5 protein-coding genes, 1 tRNA gene and 1 pseudogene are annotated in these 7,442 nt (G+C 59.4%); 4 read left to right on the forward strand and 3 right to left on the reverse strand.

The genetic code is table 11. From position 1 onward, the window contains the following. The first annotated feature begins 6 nt into the window (after positions 1–6). The 3 genes from ABR989_RS04735 to ABR989_RS04745 all read left to right on the forward strand — a co-directional run bounded on the left by ABR989_RS04735 (position 7) and on the right by ABR989_RS04745 (position 2,643). Positions 7–792: a hypothetical protein gene (locus tag ABR989_RS04735; protein WP_428126071.1), complete on the forward strand. Its 786-nt coding sequence runs from the start codon at positions 7–9 to the stop codon at positions 790–792. 84 nt (positions 793–876) lie between these two features. Continuing rightward, the gene (locus ABR989_RS04740; RefSeq protein ID WP_428126072.1) at positions 877–2,013 is read left to right on the forward strand and encodes a tyrosine-type recombinase/integrase; all 1,137 of its coding nucleotides are present in this window, start codon (positions 877–879) and stop codon (positions 2,011–2,013) included. Between the two features lie 543 nt (positions 2,014–2,556). Further along, a tRNA-Ser gene (locus ABR989_RS04745) sits at positions 2,557–2,643 on the forward strand. A 239-nt stretch (positions 2,644–2,882) separates the two neighbouring features. Here the strand turns inward: ABR989_RS04745 and ABR989_RS04750 are convergent. Beyond that, the gene (locus tag ABR989_RS04750; protein WP_428126073.1) at positions 2,883–4,583 is read right to left on the reverse strand and encodes a recombinase family protein; all 1,701 of its coding nucleotides are present in this window, start codon (positions 4,581–4,583) and stop codon (positions 2,883–2,885) included. After that, a pseudogene (locus tag ABR989_RS04755) lies at positions 4,570–5,346 on the reverse strand (DUF2924 domain-containing protein). Before ABR989_RS04755 ends, ABR989_RS04750 begins: the two are co-directional and overlap by 14 nt. Before the next feature lie 57 nt (positions 5,347–5,403). Between ABR989_RS04755 and ABR989_RS04760 the strand changes: the two are divergent. Beyond that, positions 5,404–6,753 carry an FAD-binding oxidoreductase gene (locus ABR989_RS04760; protein ID WP_428126080.1) on the forward strand — a complete coding sequence of 450 codons (1,350 nt, stop codon included), beginning with the start codon at positions 5,404–5,406 and terminating at the stop codon, positions 6,751–6,753. Between the two features lie 144 nt (positions 6,754–6,897). Here ABR989_RS04760 and ABR989_RS04765 read toward each other — a convergent pair. Next, a partial coding sequence (locus tag ABR989_RS04765) for an adenylate/guanylate cyclase domain-containing protein (RefSeq protein ID WP_428126075.1) occupies positions 6,898–7,442 on the reverse strand: 545 nt, incomplete at its 5' end.

The raw sequence follows: 7,442 nt of genomic DNA on the forward strand, positions 1-7,442 counted from the left end.
GACGTTATGCTGATACAATATGAAGGACAACGGTGCCCGGACGGGTACAAGCTCACGCCGAATCGCCGCCAAATCTGCGCCCGCGCCACAGCCACAGCGACCTATCGCCCGGAGCGCAACGCCTTCCTGCGGTTCACCAACCCGTATAAGACAACCATCACCGGTACGCAGGATGAACCGCGCGCCATGCTTCGTTCGCTCGACACCGAACGGATGCTATCGCTGGCGAATGAATTTGGGTTGCTCGGATTCGCGGCAGACGGGGAATCGGTCATCTTCTGGCGCGATGCGATGATGGAGATAGGGGAGGCAGTCGGCAACCTAGCTATCGTGAACTGGAAAGGACCGGCTGCGATATGGGATGAGCAGCACGATTGGGCCGAACGCCGCCCCGCTGCTGCTCAACACCTACGCGCCGCCCTTAACCGCCACCTCATTGGCGCGCCGGTCGGAGCCGATATAGCTGAGGGGCGCTTCCGAACCGTCATCCGCCCGGACTCGCTACTAACCTGCCTGTGGGCGCAATTGCTTGAATCAGCGTCGGGCGACGGTACAACCATCCGCCTATGCCCTGGTTGTAACGAGTGGAAGGAATTTGGAAAGCGCCGGACGACCTGCACGAACAAATGCCGAGTCCGCGTTAACGAGCGGTTCCAGCGCCGGGCAATTCAACTCTCCCGCGAGCGAAAGATGAAGCCAGCGAAGATTGCCGAGACGCTACGGCGGGAAGGCTGGCGGTCAGCGGGAGACCCGGTTGAACAGATTATGTGCTGGATAAAGGCTCCGGTCTAGGAAACCGGAAGGGTTGTTAAACGCTCACGGCGCGTGCGGCCTTAAGAGCTATGTAAATTGATTGTAAATTGAAGGAGAAAAACAATGGCATTCATTCAATGGAAAGTACGACCCAAAAAGGGTGTGCCGGGGAAGGCTCGCATCTATATTCACAAGGGCAAGAACAAGTATCAGACCGAACTGTTCCGGGGTTCATACCGGGAAGTGAAACAACGCGCCAATACTCTTGACCACGAAAACGCACGGGGCACACTGGTAGCACCATCCCGGCTTACGACTGGCGAGTATCTAGACCGATGGCTTGCTGAACATGACGCTTCCGCGCGCACACTGGAAGGCTACGGCTGGTTAATTGAAAAGCACCTTAAGCCTGCCTTCGGAGCTATCCCGCTCGCCAAGCTGGACCCACAGACAATCCAAACGTACTATCTAAATGCCAAACGGGTTGACGGCAAAGGGAAGCTGTCGCGGCGGACGGTGTTGCACATACACCGCGTCTTTCGTCAGGCGCTTCGCCGTGCGGTACGCTTAGGGATACTCGCCATCAACCAAACCGACCGGGTAGATTCGCCGCGCCCCCACCACCCGGAGATGAAGACGCTAGATGAAAAGGGGCTGATGACGCTGTTAAAGGGCTTTGAGGGCAATCGGCTCTATGCGCCGGTTGTAGTCGCCGCCACCACTGGATTGCGACGTGGCGAATTACTCGCGCTGCGGTGGAAAGACATTAAGGATGATGTTCTCACTATCTCCCGCTCGTTATCAGAAACCAAAGCTGGTGGACTTGTTTTCAAGAATCCCAAGACCGAAAGTTCAATCCGTCCGATTGACCTTCTGCCCTTGACTGTGGAAACATTGCGCCGCCACGCCGTCGAACAAAAGAAGGCGCGGCTGGCCGCTGGCCCCTTGTGGAAAAATGATGAGGGGCTTGTTTTCCCGACACTGGACGGATCGCGCTGGCGTCCTAGCAGTTTCACATCGGCTTGGGTTGACCGCGTCCGCGTCATCGGGTTCACCGGGACCCAACTCAAGAACCTACGCCACACGCATATTAGCCAGTTGTTGCGCGCCGGGGTGAATCCTAAGGTGGTCGCTGGGCGCGTAGGTCACAGTAGCGCCAAAATGACAATGGATGTGTACGCCAAATTCCTTCCCGCCGACCAGAAGCGGGCCGCGCTCGCGCTGGATGCCGTGCTACAGGCTGCTGGAGAACCAGTCTAGGTCCACGCTGGGTTAGCCGCCCCCACTAGCAAGCAAACGCCGCGCTATCCTATAACACCGTTTTGGTGAGTTGGGGGCGCTTGATTTCCCATCCCTATCCGCCCCAATCAGGCGGACGGCGCGGACGGTTGAGGACGGCAGGGTTTCAAATCACCGTCCGCCTTCAAGTCCCACTCTCCCAGCCGCTATCCCACTCGGCGGACGGGCGGACGGCTATATTCTATTAAGTTAGAAATAAGAGTAGTAAAAAGGGGTAGAATAGCTGGTGCGGCTAAAGCAGCAGGGGCCGTGGGGGAACGTCCCTGTATGAGCGGGGCGGCTAAGGGGCGGAAGGGGTACAGCGCGAGCAAAGCGGCTAATCACAAGGGGCGGAAGGGATATAGACAGGGTACAGGCGCGAAGCTACACGGGCAGAAGGGGTAGAGCGCCAGCGAGATATAAAGCACGAAAAGCGCCGGGGAGCGGCATATTTACAAATCAATTTACATTTGCCCATTTATGGGGTCCACCGGGGAACAGGAAACGTAATAGAATCAAGGGCTTGGAGGGGTGGCCGAGTGGTTGAAGGCTCCGGTCTTGAAAACCGGCAGGGATGAAAGTCCCTCGTGGGTTCGAATCCCACCCCCTCCGCACCCGAGTCCTCGATGTATTGAAATCTCTGAAGAAGTGCACGAAATCGGGGCGTGTGCGGTGCTTCGTGAGTTCAAAGGCCACCGGAGAAATGCTCACTTGGGAGATTCCGGGGCCGTTCGCGGAGGTTCTCTCCGTTTCGACTTTTGGCGGTGGACTTTGGCAACCATAGGAATAGCTCATCAGCGGCCACAAAGGCGCACTAGCACGGCGCCGCCTGTAGCTGGCTATCAGAAGGATCAAGCCGGGAACGGGAATCCAAGCACTCGGTGCTGAGATTCCCATTCGAGCGGCAGCTGCGTGCGATCCTTGAGCAAAGATTCCGCGGTGAGCTCCGGCGGCTGGCAGCCTTTGACGATCTGGTCGACGATTTCCGGAGCCAGGAAGGCGAGACGAATTATGCGGCTGACGTAACGTTTGCCGACCTTCTCTCGTTTACCGATTTCGACCATCGATGCGGCGCGCCCAGAGACCAGATCGTCAAACCAGCAATGCGCTCGTGCGATCATTTTGAGCAGCGCGGGGTCGGTTCTCGGAGAAGTCTTGGAGTCGCCATTGATGACGAACTTCATTTCGATTCCGCGCCGCCGCATTTGCATCGGGATCAGTCGAGTGAGTTTCAAGTCAACCGCGCCGCGACCCGTCAATTTCTCAGAGGGTCCAATGGGCAGATTGAGGGAGAGGCGGAAGCCATCGGGTCGTAGCTCCACCCGACTGATGAGAAGTTCCAGCGCTTCCGCCGCTTCGGCCTCGGATCGAAGGCGACTGCTCCATGCGCTCGCGCCGTCAAGAATCGATTTTATCTGACCTGTATCCGAGGCGGACTGCTCGATGTCGGCCAGGATCGCAGTGCGATCATCGAGAACCATCGCAGCCGCCGCGGCGACGCTACGCTCGATTTCGGCCGCCGGAAGCCGCCACCCAGTTCCTGCCTGATTCGCAGTGCCCTTTATCAGGCTGCGAGATACGTAGTAGCGATAGCGGCGCTTGCCCTTGACCGCGTGGCTCGGGGTGAGACCTTCCCCGGATTCATCGAAGAGCTTGCCGGCGAGCGGGCTGCTCATCGATTTGCTGGTCTTGCCGCGAGCGCGTGCGGCGTGAGCATGAAGGAGTTCATCAGTCTTGTCCCATACCGCTCGTTCCACGATTGGCTGGTGTTGGCCTGGATGGCGCGTGCCCTTGTGACGGACCTCGCCGATGTAAATCGGGTTGCCGAGCAGCGTGTAGAGGGCTCCCCGCGAGAATGAATGACCACCGGATTGGACCCCGTTCTTGGCGATGCGATGTTTCGATCGAACCTCATCTCGATCGAGTTCCTCCTTGAGAAGTCGAACGCTGCCGAGTTCGCAGTAGCGCCGGAAGATCTGTCTGACCGTCTCCGCCTCAGAAGGGTTGATCACCAACTGCCGGTCGCGAACCTCGTAGCCGAGAGGCACCAAGCCGCCCATCCACATGCCCTTGCGCTTTGACGCAGCGATCTTGTCACGGATCCGCTCCCCGGTTACCTCGCGTTCGAACTGCGCGAACGACAGCAACACGTTTAGCGTCAGGCGGCCCATCGAGGTGGTGGTGTTGAACTGTTGAGTGACCGCGACGAACGAAACGCCGTGCGCATCGAACACTTCGACCATCCTGGCAAAGTCCGAGAGCGATCTGGTCAGCCGGTCGACCTTGTAGACCACCACGACATCGACCAGCTTCTGCCGGATGTCCTCAAGCAGGCTCTGTAGGGCAGGGCGTTCCATGTTCCCGCCCGAAAGACCGCCATCGTCGTAGTGGGTTTTGATCAGTCGCCAGCCTTCGCCCGTCTGGCTTTTGATGAACGCTTCGCAAGACTCGCGCTGTGCATGCAGCGAGTTGAAGTCCTGCTCCAGCCCTTCCTCCGAAGATTTGCGTGTGTAAATTGCGCAGCGCAGGGTCTGCGGTTTAGTGGGCTCCATTTTGCTGCTCCTGGTGCGAATTCTTCAGACCGAAAAAGAGTGGCCCTGACCATCGCGTGCCAGTGATCTCACCGGCGATTTTTGAGAGCGATTGAAAGTGCTTCCCGCGAAACATGAATCCGTCTTTCAACGCGGTCACTTGATGCTTGGTGCCGTGCCACTCCCGGATCAGCACTGCGCCCGCTTTAACTGGTCGCTTCTACTCGACCGCGGTTGGCCGGCGCGTTTCCGCGTCGCCCGCGACGCTGCGCAGCAGGCGGCGAGTGGCGGGCTTCAGACCGCCGAGAGCTTGCTCCTGAAGACGATCGGCCAAAGCTTGGATCATCAGAGGACGGCGAAGCCGGTCGGGCGGATCCGAGCCGTATAGGGCCTTCCATCGCGCATTGAGTTCCTGCGGATCGAGAACTGAAAGAGCTTTCAGCGCCGCTGCCAGACCGTTTGTATCGCCTTTCGGAATCGAGTTTTTCATGTGGCCCTGCTCCTCTCCGGGTACCACACACATTGCTCGATTCGCTGCGAACAGCCAGTCCTGGCCGGTTCGCCCGTGATTCGCCTGGCAGCAGAATCGCCCCCGCGATTTGAGCCAGTTTCGCTCAAAAGCATCAATTCGATAGCAATTCTCGCAGCCACTCAAATTCCGGTTCAGATGGAATTTTTGGTAGCGACAGGACACGGATGTCGTCACGCCCAATGCTTTAATCCGGACTCTCTGGGCACTCGCTTGTGGACGGCGCCCCTTGAGGCGGCCGTCACGTGGTGGCATTGTTGGCTAGACTCGCCCGGCGAAGGAGTTGCCGCTGTGGAAAAGCCGACCGTTGAAATGTTGCGAGAGCGCGCCCGTGGTCAGGTGATAACAGCAAGCGACGCGGAGTACGAAGCGGCGCGCAAAGTGTACAACGGGATGATCGACCGGCGCCCGTCGGTCATCGTGAGGGCCGTCGACGTCGGCGACGTGATGGCGGGCATCGACTACGCCCGCGAGAATGGACTCGATCTATCCGTGCGAGGTGGTTCGCACAGCGTGCCTGGCTTCGGCACCTGCGACGTCGGCGTCGTGATCGACCTGGGCAGGATGAATAGTGTTCGCGTCGATCCCCGCCTGCGGACGGCGCGAGCCGAAGGCGGTTGCACGTGGGGCGACTTTAACCACGCCACGTACGCGTTCGGACTGGCGACAACCGGCGGGATCATCGCGAGCACCGGGATCGCCGGCCTCACACTGGGCGGCGGGATCGGCTACCTGTCGCGAGGCTTTGGTCTGTCGCTCGACAACCTGCTGTCCGCGGACGTCGTCACCGCTGATGGGCGATTCGTCGTCGCGAGCGCGAAGGAGAATGAGGACCTGTTCTGGGCGCTGCGGGGTGGCGGCGGCAACTTCGGCGTTGTGACATCGTTCGAATTCCAACTGCACCCAGTCAAGGATGTCGTCGCGGGCCTCTTCTTCTATCCGATCGACAGGGCGCGCGACGTGCTCAGCTTCTACCGCGACTACGTGGCGACAGCCCCGGAGCAGATGGGCTTCTTCCCGGCGTTTCAGATCGCGCCGCCGCTGCCGTTCATCCCGGAGAAGGAGCACGGCAAGACGTTCTGCGCGATCGTGGCCTGCTGGGCCGGCGCGCCCAAGGACGGCCAGAATCAGATGGCGGCGTTCCGAACGCCCGCGCCGACCGTGGCCGAGATGGTTGCACCGATGACCTACTACGCGATGAACAGCTTGTTCGACCCGCTATACCGGCCGGGCCTGCAGCACTATTGGAAGTCCTCTTTCGCGACCGAGCTAGCGGATGGCGCGATTGCGGCACACACGAAGTTCGGGCCGAAGGTGCCGGTCGTGACTTCGACTGTGCACATCTATCCGATCAACGGCGCCTGCAACCGTGTTCCCGCGGATGCGACGGCTTTCGCCTACCGCGACGCCAAGTTCGCGACCGTGATCGCCGGCATGTGGCCCAATCCCGCCGACAACCAGAAGAACATCAAGTGGGTGAAGGACTATTACAAGGCGCTCGAGCCTTACTCGCTGGCCGGCGGATACGTCAACTTCATGGCCGATGACGACCAGGGCCGTATCAGGGATAACTACAAAGACAACTACACCCGCCTGGTGTCGATCAAGAGAAAGTTCGACCCCGGCAACTTGTTCCACCTGAACCAGAACATCAAGCCATAGCAGCTCGTGTCTCAATCGCCCACTCAAGGAAATCTGGGCGAGAGATAAGAGTTAGACTCACCTGAGCGGCTTGATTCGTTATTGGGAGACCGCCGCCAATCCAAGTTCCATAGTTGTAAGGTTCTATCGGACTGCCGCGGCGCATTACGTTGCGCCGGACCATTCGACAACTTGAACCAGGATCGGGCGATTGAAACCTTTTAGGAAAACATCTCCCAGGTCTTTGAAGGGCAGGCCCTTTCCGAGGCACAACTCGGCAACCACGTTCGACACCAGAATTTGCTCGGGCTGCGCGTGGGCACAGAGCCGCGCGGCTAGTTGCACCGTCGCTCCGAAGAGATCGTGCTCACGCTCGACGGGTTCTCCTGCCGCAGCGCCGATCCGAACCTTGAGCGGAGACTCTGCGTGGTCCTCTTGATGCTTGGCCAAGGCGCGCTGAATCCGGGTTGCGCAGCGAACCGCGGCCGCCGCCGACACGAAGGACGCCATGATGCCGTCTCCGGTGTGCTTGACCTCGCGGCCGTCCTCCACGGTCAGAGCGTCCCGGACGATCGTGTTGTGGACGCCTAGGGAACCTCTGCATAAGTTGATCGATTGGTGTACAAAGGAACTGGTTGAGTGGCGGATGAGGAGGTGCGGTGATGGGTAATCAGCGGACGTTTGCTTCGGTGGCTTGGACGCAGAAAGGA

It is taken from the genome of Binatus soli (SeqCode) (assembly GCF_050015535.1).
GTDB lineage: Bacteria > Desulfobacterota > Binatia > Binatales > Binataceae > Binatus > Binatus soli.

What these genes read in the sequence shown, in the direction of transcription:
- ABR989_RS04735 (WP_428126071.1), top strand. Translation starts at nt 7, where the DNA reads ATGCTGATACAATATGAAGGACAACGGTGCCCGGACGGGTACAAGCTC.
- ABR989_RS04740 (WP_428126072.1), top strand. Translation starts at nt 877, where the DNA reads ATGGCATTCATTCAATGGAAAGTACGACCCAAAAAGGGTGTGCCGGGG.
- ABR989_RS04750 (WP_428126073.1), bottom strand. Translation starts at nt 4,583, where the DNA reads ATGGAGCCCACTAAACCGCAGACCCTGCGCTGCGCAATTTACACACGC.
- ABR989_RS04760 (WP_428126080.1), top strand. Translation starts at nt 5,404, where the DNA reads ATGTTGCGAGAGCGCGCCCGTGGTCAGGTGATAACAGCAAGCGACGCG.